The sequence below is a fragment of the Bacillus sp. FSL W8-0645 genome (assembly GCF_038007905.1).
Classification (GTDB): Bacteria; Bacillota; Bacilli; order Bacillales; family Bacillaceae; genus Bacillus; species Bacillus pumilus.
Genome location: NZ_JBBOYC010000001.1, coordinates 2,337,196 through 2,351,179 on the forward strand (window position 1 = coordinate 2,337,196; position 13,984 = coordinate 2,351,179).

The 13,984-nt window shown below is 40.2% G+C and carries 18 protein-coding genes; 4 read left to right on the plus strand and 14 right to left on the minus strand.

The genetic code is table 11. The features are described 5' to 3' along the window. The first annotated feature begins 151 nt into the window (after positions 1-151). Positions 152-394, plus strand: a complete 243-nt coding sequence (locus tag NST39_RS11975; RefSeq protein WP_003217440.1) for a DUF2626 domain-containing protein — start codon at positions 152-154, stop codon at positions 392-394. A 44-nt stretch (positions 395-438) separates the two neighbouring features. Here the strand turns inward: NST39_RS11975 and NST39_RS11980 are convergent, their stop codons facing one another. Continuing rightward, positions 439-1,077, minus strand: coding sequence for an MBL fold metallo-hydrolase (locus NST39_RS11980; protein ID WP_003217463.1), 639 nt, complete (start codon positions 1,075-1,077; stop codon positions 439-441). 157 nt (positions 1,078-1,234) lie between these two features. Between NST39_RS11980 and NST39_RS11985 the strand changes: the two genes are divergently transcribed. Then, positions 1,235-1,408, plus strand: coding sequence for a DUF2759 domain-containing protein (locus NST39_RS11985; protein WP_003217333.1), 174 nt, complete (start codon positions 1,235-1,237; stop codon positions 1,406-1,408). A 78-nt stretch (positions 1,409-1,486) separates the two neighbouring features. On the opposite strand, the gene NST39_RS11990 is transcribed toward NST39_RS11985, so the two are convergent. The 11 genes from NST39_RS11990 to rpmG all read right to left on the minus strand — a co-directional run bounded on the left by NST39_RS11990 (position 1,487) and on the right by rpmG (position 11,063). Beyond that, the gene (locus NST39_RS11990; RefSeq protein WP_034662003.1) at positions 1,487-1,801 is read right to left on the minus strand and encodes an MTH1187 family thiamine-binding protein; all 315 of its coding nucleotides are present in this window, start codon (positions 1,799-1,801) and stop codon (positions 1,487-1,489) included. 78 nt (positions 1,802-1,879) lie between these two features. Next, positions 1,880-3,133 carry an MFS transporter gene (locus NST39_RS11995; RefSeq protein WP_341028559.1) on the minus strand — a complete coding sequence of 418 codons (1,254 nt, stop codon included), beginning with the start codon at positions 3,131-3,133 and terminating at the stop codon, positions 1,880-1,882. Between the two features lie 155 nt (positions 3,134-3,288). Then, positions 3,289-4,413, minus strand: a complete 1,125-nt coding sequence (locus NST39_RS12000) for a M14 family metallopeptidase (protein ID WP_341028561.1) — start codon at positions 4,411-4,413, stop codon at positions 3,289-3,291. Between the two features lie 86 nt (positions 4,414-4,499). Further along, the gene (locus NST39_RS12005) at positions 4,500-6,419 is read right to left on the minus strand and encodes an LTA synthase family protein (RefSeq protein WP_341028562.1); all 1,920 of its coding nucleotides are present in this window, start codon (positions 6,417-6,419) and stop codon (positions 4,500-4,502) included. A gap of 213 nt (positions 6,420-6,632) precedes the next feature. Continuing rightward, positions 6,633-7,586: an ROK family glucokinase gene (locus NST39_RS12010; protein WP_341028563.1), complete on the minus strand. Its 954-nt coding sequence runs from the start codon at positions 7,584-7,586 to the stop codon at positions 6,633-6,635. Between the two features lie 13 nt (positions 7,587-7,599). Next, positions 7,600-7,803 (minus strand): YqgQ family protein, encoded by a 204-nt coding sequence (locus tag NST39_RS12015; protein WP_445662396.1) that lies wholly within the window; start codon positions 7,801-7,803, stop codon positions 7,600-7,602. A 70-nt stretch (positions 7,804-7,873) separates the two neighbouring features. After that, on the minus strand, positions 7,874-9,412 hold the full coding sequence (locus tag NST39_RS12020; protein WP_341028565.1) for a rhomboid family intramembrane serine protease: 1,539 nt from the start codon (positions 9,410-9,412) through the stop codon (positions 7,874-7,876). An 86-nt stretch (positions 9,413-9,498) separates the two neighbouring features. After that, entirely contained in the window at positions 9,499-9,672 is a 174-nt protein-coding gene (locus NST39_RS12025; RefSeq protein WP_165840198.1) for a hypothetical protein, read from the minus strand. Between the two features lie 89 nt (positions 9,673-9,761). Next, positions 9,762-10,226, minus strand: a complete 465-nt coding sequence (locus NST39_RS12030; protein ID WP_341028567.1) for a hypothetical protein — start codon at positions 10,224-10,226, stop codon at positions 9,762-9,764. 78 nt (positions 10,227-10,304) lie between these two features. Beyond that, a complete protein-coding gene (locus NST39_RS12035) occupies positions 10,305-10,865 on the minus strand; it encodes a 5-formyltetrahydrofolate cyclo-ligase (RefSeq protein WP_341028569.1) in 561 nt (186 codons plus the stop codon). Positions 10,866-10,913: 48 nt separating this feature from the next. Beyond that, positions 10,914-11,063, minus strand: a complete 150-nt coding sequence (gene rpmG / locus NST39_RS12040) for a 50S ribosomal protein L33 (protein ID WP_012010579.1) — start codon at positions 11,061-11,063, stop codon at positions 10,914-10,916. Between the two features lie 420 nt (positions 11,064-11,483). Here rpmG and NST39_RS12045 point away from each other — a divergent pair, with 420 nt between their 5' ends. Together NST39_RS12045 and NST39_RS12050 are read left to right on the plus strand one after the other, a co-directional pair. Next, positions 11,484-11,831 carry a hypothetical protein gene (locus NST39_RS12045; RefSeq protein WP_003217285.1) on the plus strand — a complete coding sequence of 116 codons (348 nt, stop codon included), beginning with the start codon at positions 11,484-11,486 and terminating at the stop codon, positions 11,829-11,831. Next, entirely contained in the window at positions 11,828-12,328 is a 501-nt protein-coding gene (locus NST39_RS12050; protein WP_003217472.1) for an endolytic transglycosylase MltG, read from the plus strand. Before NST39_RS12045 ends, NST39_RS12050 begins: the two co-directional genes overlap by 4 nt. A gap of 43 nt (positions 12,329-12,371) precedes the next feature. Here the strand turns inward: NST39_RS12050 and pstB (NST39_RS12055) are convergent, their stop codons facing one another. Together pstB (NST39_RS12055) and pstB (NST39_RS12060) are read right to left on the minus strand one after the other, a co-directional pair. Next, a complete protein-coding gene (pstB, locus tag NST39_RS12055; RefSeq protein ID WP_034620853.1) occupies positions 12,372-13,154 on the minus strand; it encodes a phosphate ABC transporter ATP-binding protein PstB in 783 nt (260 codons plus the stop codon). Between the two features lie 14 nt (positions 13,155-13,168). Continuing rightward, a complete protein-coding gene (pstB, locus tag NST39_RS12060; protein ID WP_034661308.1) occupies positions 13,169-13,981 on the minus strand; it encodes a phosphate ABC transporter ATP-binding protein PstB in 813 nt (270 codons plus the stop codon). Positions 13,982-13,984: the final 3 nt, after the last annotated feature.

Below are 13,984 nucleotides of genomic sequence, written 5' to 3' on the forward strand. Positions count from 1 at the left end.
GCATAAACACGTTTTGATCACTTTTTCAAAAAAATTTTTTCTACTCGTAAAATAAATGTTCACACGTTGTCAAAAATGTAAATGTTTACATAACAAGTGGTGATCAGCTATAATATGAATCAAAGGGGTTTTTTTAAGGGGAGGGAAAGAAATGAATCGCATGTTCCGCGTGCTTGGCTTTTGGACGGGTATTTTTGCTGTCATGTTCTATTTAGGGCATATGAAAGATGCATCGTTGCTGTTCTTCGGTCAAACCGTTCTTTTTGTATTTTTATCCTACTTGAATTTATCCGAAAGAATGTATATTTACATTTTCGGAGCGTACTTGACGATTTTCTTTGCCGGATTTACATATTATTCGATTTTCATCATGGTTCCCGGTACCGGACATTAATTGAAAAAAGCATCTCAATAAAAAGAGATGCTTTTTTCATACGTTTAAAGAGAAAAGCCATTGATAAATGGATTTTGTTCCTGCTCCGTGAGTACAGTGGTTTCTCCGCCATGTCCACTTAAAACAAGAGTTGATTCTGGTAAAGACAATAATTTATTATGAATTGATTGAAGCAGCACTTCTTGACTGCCCCCTACTAAATCTGTTCTCCCGATGCCGCCTTCAAATAACGTGTCACCAGAAATCACAAATCCTTCTTCCGCCGAATAGTAAGATACACTGCCTGGTGAATGCCCAGGAGTGTGGAACATCTCTAATGTAAACGATCCAATTTGAAGAGTTCCTTCTGACGTAATTAATTTTTCAGCTTCTTTGACCGTAATTCCATTTCCAATCAATCGAGCTGAACCGTTTAATTCAGCGTTCGTGAGCCATTCTTTTTCATTCTCGTGTACATAGAGTGGCACTCCCCACTCTGCGCGCACCTCATCTGCGGCACCGATATGATCAAAATGAGCATGTGTCAGTAAGACAGCAAGCGGTGTGAGCTGTTTTTCTTTTACATAGGAAATCAGCTTTTGTGCTTCACCGCCTGGATCAAAGATTAAACATTCTCCGTGCTCATTTTTCCAAATATACGCATTCGCTTGTACATAGCCTAGTGGCATTCTTCTCCAATTCATTTTCATCACCTACTTTATTCATTCTTTTTTATTATGAAGGCTACACAATAAAAATTCAAACAATCGTCAACTGGAATCTACTCGACAAGCTTTATGAAAACGGTTAAAATGAAAAGAAAGGAAATCAAGGGGATTGATGACAAAGGGGGACTTTCACATGATGCTCGTCATTATTTTTGGTCTAGTCACGATTTTAGCTGCACTCGGGATCTATCGCTCACTTAAAAAAGTGAACGTACTTGCCATCGCTTTTGCTGGCGCAACATTTTTGGTTTTTGGCTGGTTTACTGTCATGACCATCATCTATAGCGGTTATCCAACTGCACATTAAAAGCCTGCATTTAGCAGGCTTTTAGATTATTGACAAAGGGCTAAAATGATCTTGATTTTAGCCCTTTGTCTTCTTTTTTTATTGATTCAAGTGCTTATTCACGCTTTCTATTTTGCTTGTAAGCGTTGTGGTTTGATCCCGCCTGTCATCAATGCGAATATTGGTCGCTACGCGGTGCAATCCCTTTTCAAAAGGTGCTTCATGAATGCGCTGAATGACTTCAAATAAAACGGATAATTCACCTTCAATTAACGTATTCATTGGTGTTAATTGATAATTAATTTTCCCTTCTTTTTGAAAGCCTTCTAAAATTCTTTGTACATCTGCTACATAAGCACTGACACTTGGTGTTTCCGTGCCTATTGGAATGATAGTGACATCTGCTATGGCCATGTTTATTGCCCCTTTCCACTCAAATCCTCATGTTTTCTCGTCCTCATTGTAACCTATTCGCAATCCATCATGCCATGCTCACGTTGCATTTAAAGAAGGTTTGTCCCGTTCTATCGTCAAATCCGCCCTCTCTACCTTCCCAATCTTTGTGAATAGCAGCAGGCATATCCCTGACACAGCTTCAATGATGCCGCCAGCCGCAATGACATACCCTGACCCAAATAGTGTTGCCATATAGCCGCCAATGAGAGCGCCTAACGGGATCATGAAGAAGGAGATCATATTGATAATTGCATACACTTGCGGCTGATCCTCTGCTTTTACTGACAATTGAATCATTGTATGTTCAGGCACGTTGACTGCACTGATGGCGGCACCTAATGCAAAAGCTGATATAAATACAAGTGGTAAAAATGCGTTCATGCCTGTTATAAAGAACGAGATTCCATCAACAATCCCAGCACCTATAAACAGCAGCCCATACCGGTTCACTTTTACCTTTGTCAAAACAAACCCCATCAAGAATGCACCTAGTGCCGTTGTGACTTTAATAAATGAATAGATAACTGGTCCACTATGTAAATCCTCTGTTAAATAAATAACAGACAATGCTTCCCATGGTGCGGCAGCAAAGTTCGAGCAAACACAAAAAATCGCCAATGGGAACAAAATATGGTGCCTTCTAACAAGTGAAAATCCCCGAATCAATCTTTTGCCGTATGATAACCCTTTTTTGGCTTTATCAATGATGATTTCTGTTTCATATGTAATGATTAATACGAGTAAAGCAGACAAGAGATAAAGAGGAATAATCACAAGCATTGTATATCCTACCCCTACAAACGCAATCATGACACCACAAACCGTGACCGTCACAAGCCTGACTACATGACTTGCTGATTGAATAGTTGCATTCGCTTTTTGTATGAGGTCCTCATGGACAAGCTTTGGAATAATTGATACAGACGCCGGTTCGTAGGAGCCACCAGTTGCCGAATGAAGCAGCATACAGCCAATAACAAGTGCTAATGGCGTGAAACCATAAAAGTAACTGACCACAATCACAAGGATTATCGCTCCTCTTGTTAAATCAGCAAAACACATCCAAAATTTCAATTGATGCGGCTTCATCATTGGGGTAATTAGCGGCCCAACAATGGCTTGCGGAACAAAGCTGACCGCAATAAAAAAGGCTGTTCCAATTGCCCCTTTTCCGCCTAGTACTAAAAGCCACAAGATGGTGTTGAAAGATAAACTATCAGCTGTTATTTTGCACATTTTAGAAATAAATAAGTAAGTGAAATTCCTTTTCCACAGGCTTTGAGCACTCAATGATCGACATCTCCCTAAAACATATCCTTTTTTTTACATCCATATCTTTCACAATAGCTCACAAGGTGGCCTTCGTCAATTGCCCTAACATTATTTTTATTGACAATAAGAAATTACTTCATGTTCAAATGTAAAAAGCACCTGACAGGTGCTTTTTAACACTTACATGCTTCCCATAACAACCGCTTTGTTTTCTCATAGATGGTGTCAAATTGATTCATGGAAAGAGGATTTTTTCCTAGGCCAAGCTCGACTGTATAGCCCTCATTGTGACATTGATAAATAAACCAATCGCGATAGCCTGCATAGCTGTCAAGATATTGAATCGGTTTATAGCCGCTTACTTGTTCGAATCGTTTGACCGTTTCTTTTGAGATGGCTGGTTCATGACCAAGAAAGCCCCAGTATATCTCTTCTCCTTGTGTATGGAGAGCAACAAGCCTGTCAAAGCGTTTTCGTAACGCTAGATTTGCCATCGCTTTCGCTTCTGGTTCTGTTAGCGGCTGATACCCAGGAAAGCCTCGATTGGACGGAGCCTTAGTCTCATGACGGTAGTATTCGATCTCCCAATAAGCAGGAAATTGATTGTTCAAATCCACCCCTCGTATATTTGCTTTCCACTCCTGATAATCAGCATATCCATCATATAGCGGTGTGAATTCTTCACTGCTCAGACCAAGTGACTCTGGTCCATTTCGTACGAGGTCCACACCATCTGGATTCACCATTGGTACGATAGAGAGAGCTGTGGTTCGCAGAATATGAACGGCTTCATGATGCCTTGCTTGCACCGGGTCAGATGCAGCCAAACACAGCGATTTCAGCCATTTTATTAAAACAGACGTCGTGATCCATTCATTTGCATGAAAAGAGGCATTCAAATGAATAGAATGTAAATGCTGAACAGGCTCTGTTCGGATTTCATAAATAGGTGTATCAAGCACTGAATGACCTATGATGCTCATTTGAAGAAAAGGAAATGCGGCTTTCAAGTGGCTCAGCTCTTCTTCTAATTGAGCACTATCATATTCAAAGGTTCCATTGATCCAATCATCGGATTGCTGCAGCCTGTAAGGCGCAATAAATTTCTGCAGCTCACCTATGGAAGAAAATGAATGGATACCTTCCGGAAGTCGATATCCCGGTAAAAGGAGGTACTCATTGCTGATTTGATTGGATAAATGGAAAGCTGCATTTCCTATCCCTAACTGCTTTGCTACATGATCCTTTTCCTCTCCATCTAGCTGCCATTCAATTTTCCCAAACGACGTTGTCTTCATTTACATCCCTCCTCTCATACTATATGAGCCGGCAGACAAAAAAAGAAAACCTCTGCATTTAAAAATAACAGAGGTTTTCTCGTATGTTAGGACGCCTTTTTCAGCTGCGTTTCATCTTCTTTTTTGGATGGAGAATGGTCCGGGCTATTCCGGCCATAAAATCTAAGGAGATCCCCATAGATGATTTGATCAGAGAATTGGAGCTCTTGCTTTGCCTTCTCTTCATAAGACTGACACACAGTCTCATCATCTCTTGGCTCACCCGTTTTTTTATTGTAGCAAACACCATCTGTGAAAACACTGTCCTTCGTAATAAAACTGCCATCACGAAGCACGGTAAAATCATTCGTATCTTTCGATAAAAGATCATGGCCAAATTGAATTTGTTTACTTGTATCAATTCCTAATAGATTGAGTACAGTTGGGCGGAGATCGACCTGACCACCTACCGTATCAATTTCTTTTGGATGTTGATCCGTGATCCCTGGAATGTGTACAACAAACGGGACTTTTTGAAGCTGTACTTCTTCAAATGGCGTAATCTCTTTATTTAAAAATTGCCCCATAGCTTCGTTATGGTTTTCTGAAATTCCATAGTGATCCCCATATAAAACAAAGATGGAATTTTCGTACAAACCTGTTTCCTTCATTTTTTCAAAGAAAATCTTCAGCGCCTCATCTTGATATCGCACTGTAGGAAAGAACTTGTTTAGCGTTTTGCTCTTAGAATCATATTCATCAATGAGCTTATCTTCTTCATCTAGATCAAAAGGAAAGTGATTCGTTAATGTAATCAATCTCGTATAGAAAGGCTGCGGGATCGATTTCATCAATTCCGCTGACTGTTCGAAGAATGGACCATCTTTCAGCCCCCAGCCAACTGAATTTTCTTCATTTACATCAAATGATTTAATATCAAAAAACTTATCGTAGCCAAAGCTATCGTAGATCAGGTCACGGTTCCAGAAACTTTTGTTATTCGCATGAATGACAGAAGAATGGTACCCCTCATCCTTTAACAGCTCAGGTGTGGCTGTAAACTCATTGCTTGGATTTGTGAAGAACACAGCTCCTCTTCCAAGTGGATAGAGAGAGTTATCAACAATAAACTCTGAGTCAGATGTTTTCCCTTGACCTGTTTGATGATAGAAATTAGTAAAGTTGTAGCTTTTCTTGATTAATTTGTTTAAAAACGGGGTGATTTCTTTCCCGTTTAGTTTTTCATTGATCACGAAACTTTGTGTAGATTCAAGTGAGACAAGAATGACATTTCGTCCTTTTGCTTGACCAAACGTCTTTTCATTACGGTCGGTTTGATTTGCACTTACATAGTTTTCAATTTCTGTTAAGCTATTGCTGTCAGCAAGGGCTCGTTGAGCAGACTGTTTCGATTGCAGCACTCCATCATAAATATGGAAATTATATAAGCTAAGATTTTTCACCAGCATCTCACGGTCAAAAGAGCGAGTGAGCAGTTCTGGTCTCTCTGTTTCAGCCAAACCAAGGTTAAAGAAGAAAGTCGCTGCCACAAATAAATAATAGGCTACTCGTTCTTTTCGTGAAATGGTGATATCCGTTCTAAAGGAAGGCTGCTTTTTATAGAGCCACATTAAAATGATGATATCCACGAACATCAATAAATCGACTGGTTCAATTAAAGAGGTAATACTTGACCCGAGGTCACCCATATTGTTTGTTTGAAATAGGACGGGGATGGTTAAAAAGTCACTATAGAATCGGTAAAACACAATGTTAGCTAACAAAATAAATGTCAGAATAAAACTCGTCACGATGATATATCGATTGCGATTTTTTTCTTTCATAAATAAACCGATACCGAAGATAAACAAGATAAAGCTAAGTGGATTAATAAACAGGATAAACTCCTGCATGAAATTTTCTATTTTAATATTGAAGCTAGATTTATAGATAACATAGGTTTTGACCCACATGAGCAATGTCGCAATCAGTAAAAATGAAATCGCCTTTAATCTTTTCTTTCGCATTGTAACCTCCTTATGCTAAGCGAGCACTCAAGCTAGGGATACACCCTAATTATTGGTGCTTCTTCAAAAATAACTAAACTATATCTTATCCTGTATGTGCTGGAAAATCAATGTCTTTTTCCTCATGACAAACTTATGAATATGCTAAACATTTCATTTCATGCCCATCTATCGCTTTTTTTAATAAAAATGACATCATGATGACTTTTTTGTTTAAGACGACCATTTGTTTTTTGCCATCCATGCACCGCCGATGACTCCTGCATCGTTTCCGAGAGAGGCAATCACGACTTCGACATCATCAGCGCAAGGCGGAAATGCGTGATGCTTAACAACGCGTTCTACTTTACTGCGAAGGAGCTCACCTGCTTTTGAAACACCACCGCCAATCACAATTTTTGTTGGGTTTAACGCACTGGCAAGATTCGCTAACACAAGCCCAAGATGAGTCGTCACTTCTTCTACGACACGCATGGCAAGATCATCTCCACTTTCAGCAGCCTTAAACACATCCTTTGCAGTCAGCGAAGTGAGCGTGCCAAGTGAAGATGTATGCTGGTCTGTTACTAATTTATCCTTTGCAAGACGGACGATGCCAGTCGCAGATGCAATGGTTTCAATACAGCCTGTTCTCCCGCAATTACAAGGTGCTCCTTGGAATGGAACGGCACAAATATGGCCAATTTCTCCGCCAGCCCCTGTCTCACCTTGAACAACTTCACCATTTACAATAATGCCGCCGCCAACACCTGTGCCAAGTGTGACCATCAGGATGTTTTTTGCCCCATCGCCTGCACCCTTCCACATTTCACCGAGTGCAGCAATATTCGCATCATTTTCGATGACAGATGGAAGTCCTGTCTCTGCCTCTAGGTGATCTTTGAGTGGATAGTTTGTCCAGCCGAGATTCGTTGTTTTATAGACAATCCCAGATACTTTATCTACAGGCCCAGGTGCACCCATTCCAATCCCAATCAGCGCTGATTTGGGCATACTGATTTCGACTAGTTTGTGGTCAATTGATTTGGCAATATCGACTGTGATCGTCTGCCCTGATTTATCCGTAGGAATCTCCCACTTATGCTGAATTTCACCATATAAGTTAATGAACGCAAGCTTAATTGTCGTACCGCCAAGATCAACTCCTACAAACCAATCCCCGATCATATGCCCCCCACCTTCACATTGTTTTTCGATTTAATTTGGCTAGTTCCATTTGAAGAATCGTCATTGCGTTTGACCATTGTGTCCGGTCAATAATGCCCGATGTATACATTTCCTTCAGTTCATCTGCCATAAAATCTAATTCCACTTCACGATCTCCGAAATACACATAATTTCCAAATCTCATGAGCAGCTGCTGTACATCATATAACGTTTTCATTGTTTCCACCATTTCTTCTCATCAACAGATAGGATAAGCGTATTCATAAATGCGCTTTCAGTCAAGTCATTCAATGTGTTTGCGTGTTTTCAATATATTGTTTCAGCTTTAAAAATTGATCATTTTTTGGATCTTGGTCTAACCCTTTTTCTATTAGATCCTCTGCTTTCGCTGTCTCTCCTTTTTCTACGTACAACAACGATAAATGATACAGTTTATTTGGATCATCTGGATTTTTTTTAAGCGACTTTTGTAAAAATCCAATCGCTTTGTCAAGGTGGCCGAGCTGCGCTTCCGATAGAGCATATATATGGAGAGCCTCAGCTGATGCATCCTTTTGATGTACATATTCCTCTAAACGTTTACTTGCTTCGTTATAGTTCTTGTCATCAAATAAACTTGCTGCCTCACTTACTGCTGCCGCTTCCTTTTGATCGTCTGAATGAAACCCTGTATACAATCCAAAACCACCAATCAACAGTAGAACAACACTAGCAAGAAACATTTTGACAGGCTGCACTTGTTTAGGGAGCCGGACAGCTAAAGCCGCTAAAAAACCGCCAACCAGACCGCCAAGGTGCCCTGCGTTATCAATACCTGATACGGTAAAGCCGATCCCTAAATTGATGAGGATGATCACAATAATATTTGTCCCCATCGTCCGGAAGAAGAGCTTGCGGTTGGAAATTGCCAAATATAATAGTGCACCTAAGCATCCAAAGATCGCGCCTGATGCACCGGCTGCGATGGCCGTATTAAAGACAAAGCTCGCTATGGAACCAAAAATGCCGGAAATGAAATAGATGAGCAAAAATCTCCATGAGCCATAAATTTTCTCAACAGCCGCTCCGACAGACCAAAGAGCAAATGTATTAAAGAGTAAGTGCGTCAAGCCAATGTGCAAAAACATTGGTGTAATCAGGCGCCACCATTCTCCATCTAAGATCAGCCCATTATTTTTAGCACCAAACGCTGTCAAAGTTGCCGTATTGGTACTTCCGCCAAATAGTTCAAGTAAAAGAAACATCACCACTTGAACAGCGATGAACAGGTAGGTGAAAATCGGTCTGCCATTTTGAAAAACGGCCCGTTCTCGTTCACGCTGCTTTTCCTGATCATCAAATGCTTGAAGTACGCTCACTTTAAGCTGGATGACATCTTCAGCTGTGTCTCTTTTTGCCTCTTCTACATCCACTGTCAGCGATGTATTGAGCCATTTTTGCAACTCGTTAACGTCGTGTTGAAGAGTGTCTGCATTCAGTAATACAGGTGTAACTGTCACCTTTTGCTTTTTTTGCGGTTGACCGTTTAGGTCCTCCCAATCATCTACAGGGTAGTCAGCTGTAAATTGGAGCTGCAAGAGATGAAGAGAACGTTTACGCATGGCCTCTCTCAGCTGATCCATCCGATACGTCTGCTCTTCAATTTCTCGAACGATCTCCTGTTTAAAATTGACATCTTTTCTATATAGACGGATGAGATCATACCCTGAGTTTCGTGGTGCTTCAAAAAATATTTCATCTTCTGGATACGGACTTTGAATCATCTCGTACCCTTTTTGTCTTAATTCATCAACAACTCGCCAAAATAAACTATCTATGACATTCATTCATTCGCGCTCCATTTTTTACATTATTATAACAAGAATTGTTCTGATCCGCATTTCTGAACAAAAAAATCCCGGCGTCTGCGGGATTAGAATGCTTGGCGAATAAATTTCGTCCGAAAATACGGGACTTTCATCAGCCACTTAATAAAAAAGTGACGCACTTGATTTTGACCTAAGATCAAATTCATCAGCCGATAACGATTTTGCACGAGAACGAATGCAAACAATGTGAACACAATGCTCCAAATCATTTTATTCATCATATTCCCTCCTATGTTCGTATCGTGGCTTAAATAGGATGTGTTTATGCATGAAGCATCATTTTTATCGCTTACAATACTCTCTGCTTTCACACTCTAATCCCTTGTTCTTTTGATTGAATATAATAGACCTCTTCACACTCTGGTTGATCATAAAAAACGTCAAATTGATGATGGTCGATTAAATCCTTGAACGTATGAGGCAGCTTATAATTCCGCTCTACCTCTTCCATCTTGTGAGGGAAGTAACTGTCATATGGATTTGGTGTATGAACATATACAGCGTCTAAACCAGAGTCATGTTCGTGAATACAAATCCATGTTTGGTATGGCTTTTCAAAGCCTTCAAGCTGTTTTAGCAGCCTATGATATAAAGCAATATGAGCTTTGATATGCTCTCTTCTTATTTTCAAGCTATTTTCCCCGACTCCAAAAAAATCAAGGTGTGTATGCCAAAAATAAAACCATGAATCCTGATCGAGTTTTAGGTCACAAGTATTCACTTCCTCCCACATATTACGGAAGTATCTTTTCTTTCCACGAAATTTTTTCAAAACGGACCTCCTATCAGCTAAAATGCCATGACCTTATGAAACAACAAAAAGCCCGTTCTTTGGACAATCAGCGGACTTTTACTTTTGATATAACGTGCCTTTTTCACTGACAATCATAGACACCGGTATGTCGTGCGCTTCAGACGGCACATGCCTGATTTGCTGTAAAGACAGACAAAGTGCAATGGTTACCCCGTGATAGTCAGCTAAGTAGCGGTCATAATAGCCGCCCCCAAATCCAATCCGGTAGCCTTTTTGATCGAAGCATACCCCAGGCACAATGATTAAATCAATGGTTTCTTTATGTACAGCTGTTGATACTTGAGGGTCTGGTTCCAATAGCCCAAAGTAGCTGGTTGTCATCTTTGTTTCGAGTGTATATTCATAAAACATCATCTCTTTTGTTTTCGGAAAACAGGTAGGGATACATACTGTTTTTCCTTCTTCCCACGCTTTTTCAATTAGAGGCATTGTCGGTATCTCTTTTCCTCTAGACATCGTCAAAGCAATCGTTTTCGCCTGTTTCCATGCTGGCAGCTGCAATAAGTGTTCATGAAGTAAAGCCGTGCTGCGCTCAAATTCTTCAGCGCTTATTTGATCAAGCTTGGCTAATGTTTGAAGGCGAAGCTCCTTTTTCATACAGATCATCTCCCATCATAAAAAAACAGCAGGAAAATTCCCTGCTGCTTACTTTGTTTCACGATGTACAGTTTGTTTTTTATCACGTGAGCAATACTTTTTGAATTCAACGCGATCTGGATTGTTTCGCTTATTCTTTTTAGTAATATAGTTACGCTCACCGCATTCAGTGCAAGCTAGAGTAATATTTACGCGCATATTTTTCCCTCCAAACTAAAATCAATTCACATTCAGACCTAACTATAATACCACTTCTAGCTTAGGAATGCTAGAATGTTTTTTCACCAATTTCAATTTGAGTGCATTCACTTACATATCGCATGCTTATGTCATGAAAAATCGTCTGCTCCCCTATAAAACCTTATTCTTTGTCGTACTGTATACATGAGACTCCTCTTCTCCCCGCCGCTTTCATTTATTTTGACAGCGAAGCAAGGTTTTCATACCCGTTTTACATATAAAAAGAAAAAAGATGAAAAAAAGGTGATTTTCTTCAGCAATTCCTTTTGAAACTAGCTTTTTTATGGTATAAAAAAGAAGGGTCGAAAACTGTCTGAAACAATCTTGGAAGCCTTTTATGGCTTTCAGCATTAAAATATGAATAAAAGGTGATGAAACATGGAAATTGCAATTATCGGTTTGCTTGTTGTCAGTATTGTACTGATCGCATTCTCATATTTTCAAAGAGAGCCGATTAAAGAAGTCGAGCAGGAACTTGAAACACTTCAACTATCTGCAATGCAAGAAATCTATAAACTGAAAAAGAAAATGAAAGTGCTTGAAGAAGAATTACTTGAAACAAACATCGTCGTCCGCAAGCATTCAGAAATTGATCCATCCATCGCAAGACAGATCATTTCAAAGCACCAAAATGGCATGTCTCCTGAGGCCATTGCGCGCGCTGAGCATGTATCTGTAGAAGATGTCAACATGATCATTAAAGACAACGAGAGGGTGCTTGTATGACGAAAAAAAGCATCCAAACGTTTGCAGCAGGTATGATTCTTGCAACTGGGGTTCTTGCGATTGTCTTTTTCCTCACTGGGAAAGACGAGGCAGCAGCTGATACAACAACAAAAGAAACCCTCGCACAGAAAGTAACAGACACTGACGTGAAAAACTATTTAGACTCCAAAAAAGAAGTCACTGTCAGCCGCGAAACGTACCAGCAGCTTCTTGACTATAAGGAAAAAGCGCTGAAGGCAAATGAAGACGGAGATTCTAAGAGTGATCAACAAAAAGAGGACAAGCCTAAAGGCAAATCGATCAAATTTGTGATTAAAAACGGTATGAGTACAAGTGATGTTTCAGACATGCTTGAAAAGGACGGCATTATCAACTCGTCTAAAGACTTTAATGATTACGTAATTGACGCCGGCTACCATAAAGAAATTCGTGCAGGCAAGTTCAATTTAAAAACAGGAATGACGTTCAAACAGATTGTCAAAGCCTTAACAAAATAACAACAAAAACCCCCTGACGGCACTGACCTTCAGGGGGTTTTTCTTATCCAAATCGACCAGATATATAATCATTCGTTCTTTGATCGTTTGGCTCAGAAAACATCACATTCGTATCATTGACCTCAACAAGCTCCCCCATTAAGAAGAAGGCCGTTCGGTCTGATACCCGAGCCGCTTGCTGCATGTTATGCGTCACAATGGCAATCGTATATTTCTCTTTCAATTTCATAATCAATTCTTCAATCTTTAATGTTGAGACAGGATCAAGCGCTGATGTTGGTTCATCCATTAATAAGATGTCTGGGCTTGTAGCAATGGCTCTTGCGATACAAAGACGCTGCTGCTGACCGCCGGAAAGGCCTAGAGCGGGAGCACTTAATCGATCTTTCACTTCATCCCATAGGGCAACATCTCGAAGCGCTTTTTCCGCGATTTCTTTCAATTGCTGCTTGCTTTTTACTCCGTGAATTCTTGGTCCGTAAACGACATTATCAAAGATAGACTGAGGGAATGGATTTCCTTTTTGAAACACCATGCCGACATTTTTACGCAACTCCACTAAATCAACACGGCCTTTTAAAATGTTGTCATCTTTATACATCATATCCCCGGTGATTTTCACACCTGGCACTGTTTTGACCATAAGATTTAACGTTTTAATAAACGTTGACTTCCCGCAGCCGGATGGGCCGATAATCGCTGTGACTTCATGTTCTCTAATCGCTAAGTCAATATGCTTCAATGCATGATGCTGTCCATACCAAAGATTCATATCATTCACTCGAAACACTTCTTTTTTTGCTGCTTTAGTTGCTACTGCATTCATCAAATCCACCCGCCTTATCCAAATCGACCATTGATATAGTCTTCTGTTTTTTGCTGCGCAGGACGTGTAAAGATACGTTCTGTAGCATCATATTCTACTAGATCTCCGTTTAAGAAAAAGGCTGTACGATCTGATACACGGAGCGCTTGCTGCATGTTGTGTGTCACAATGACGATTGAATAATCATTTTTTAATTCGCCTAATAGCTCTTCAATTTTCGCATTTGAGATGGGGTCTAGGGCAGAAGCCGGTTCATCTAATAACAAGACACTAGGTTTCATCGCAAGTGTACGTGCAATACAAAGGCGCTGCTGCTGACCGCCTGACAATGACAAAGCAGATCGGTGCAGACGATCTTTGACCTCATCCCATAGAGCCGCCTTTGTTAAGCTTTCCTCAACCGCATCATCAAGCACAGATTTTCTTTTTTCCCCAGCATACTTTAACGCATGGGTGATGTTATTGTAGATCGATTTAGGAAATGGATTTGGTTTTTGGAAGACCATGCCGATTTCTCTTCTTAAATTCACCACATTAATACGGTCATCCAAAATATTTAATCCTTCGTACATGATCGCCCCTTCACTTCTCGCACCTGGAATTAAGTCGTTCATACGGTTAATACTGCGTAAAAAGGTAGACTTCCCGCAGCCGGATGGACCGATTAATGCGGTGATCGCATTCTTCTCAATCTCGAATGAAATGTGATTGACCGCTCTTTTTTCACCATAATAAATGCTTAAATCCTGCACCTGTAAAATCTGTTCCGCTTGAAGTGGAGCCTTTTTCGCTGCAATCTCTTTTTTTTCTGCTAGCATTTGAACCATATC

Coding starts and splice junctions, on each gene's coding strand:
- NST39_RS11975 (WP_003217440.1), top strand. CDS start 152: ATGAATCGCATGTTCCGCGTGCTTGGCTTTTGGACGGGTATTTTTGCT.
- NST39_RS11980 (WP_003217463.1), bottom strand. CDS start 1,077: ATGAATTGGAGAAGAATGCCACTAGGCTATGTACAAGCGAATGCGTAT.
- NST39_RS11985 (WP_003217333.1), top strand. CDS start 1,235: ATGATGCTCGTCATTATTTTTGGTCTAGTCACGATTTTAGCTGCACTC.
- NST39_RS11990 (WP_034662003.1), bottom strand. CDS start 1,801: ATGGCCATAGCAGATGTCACTATCATTCCAATAGGCACGGAAACACCA.
- NST39_RS12000 (WP_341028561.1), bottom strand. CDS start 4,413: ATGAAGACAACGTCGTTTGGGAAAATTGAATGGCAGCTAGATGGAGAG.
- NST39_RS12005 (WP_341028562.1), bottom strand. CDS start 6,419: ATGCGAAAGAAAAGATTAAAGGCGATTTCATTTTTACTGATTGCGACA.
- NST39_RS12010 (WP_341028563.1), bottom strand. CDS start 7,586: ATGATCGGGGATTGGTTTGTAGGAGTTGATCTTGGCGGTACGACAATT.
- NST39_RS12015 (WP_445662396.1), bottom strand. CDS start 7,803: ATGAAAACGTTATATGATGTACAGCAGCTGCTCATGAGATTTGGAAAT.
- NST39_RS12020 (WP_341028565.1), bottom strand. CDS start 9,412: ATGAATGTCATAGATAGTTTATTTTGGCGAGTTGTTGATGAATTAAGA.
- NST39_RS12025 (WP_165840198.1), bottom strand. CDS start 9,672: ATGAATAAAATGATTTGGAGCATTGTGTTCACATTGTTTGCATTCGTT.
- NST39_RS12035 (WP_341028569.1), bottom strand. CDS start 10,865: ATGAAAAAGGAGCTTCGCCTTCAAACATTAGCCAAGCTTGATCAAATA.
- rpmG (WP_012010579.1), bottom strand. CDS start 11,063: ATGCGCGTAAATATTACTCTAGCTTGCACTGAATGCGGTGAGCGTAAC.
- NST39_RS12045 (WP_003217285.1), top strand. CDS start 11,484: ATGGAAATTGCAATTATCGGTTTGCTTGTTGTCAGTATTGTACTGATC.
- NST39_RS12050 (WP_003217472.1), top strand. CDS start 11,828: ATGACGAAAAAAAGCATCCAAACGTTTGCAGCAGGTATGATTCTTGCA.
- pstB (WP_034620853.1), bottom strand. CDS start 13,154: ATGAATGCAGTAGCAACTAAAGCAGCAAAAAAAGAAGTGTTTCGAGTG.
- pstB (WP_034661308.1), bottom strand. CDS start 13,981: ATGGTTCAAATGCTAGCAGAAAAAAAAGAGATTGCAGCGAAAAAGGCT.